This window comes from Stutzerimonas stutzeri, from assembly GCF_013522825.1.
GTDB lineage: Bacteria > Pseudomonadota > Gammaproteobacteria > Pseudomonadales > Pseudomonadaceae > Stutzerimonas > Stutzerimonas stutzeri_AK.
The window spans coordinates 1-287 of sequence record NZ_JAAMQZ010000115.1 but is presented as its reverse complement, the minus strand read 5'-3'; the positions used below and the strand labels follow the sequence as shown (position 1 = coordinate 287).

Genomic DNA, 287 nt, shown 5'->3' with positions numbered 1-287 from the left:
GTAGCCACTGGTGCGTTCCACCAGCGTACCGACGGACGAGGCGTTGGCCTTACCCTTGATGAGGTCGCCTTCCCAATGCCCCGGCATCAGCCTGTCTTCAATCTCCGGCGGGCGCACATGAATACTGACCATCTCGGGGATCTGGCCGCGCCGATCCACGCCACCAGAGCGCGGCCGGCGCGTCGTCTTGCCTTGGCGCAGACAGATGATCAGCTCCTTACGCAGCTCACCCACTGGCAGGGCATAGATCGCGTTGTAGATCGTCTCGCGACAGACGTAGGCATCTC

General features: G+C 62.7%; 1 protein-coding gene. It reads right to left on the bottom strand.

The window, feature by feature from the left end; translation table 11 throughout:
- Positions 1-287, bottom strand: a 287-nt coding sequence (locus tag G7020_RS23840; protein ID WP_181087229.1) for an IS30 family transposase, incomplete at both ends; no start/stop codon positions are given.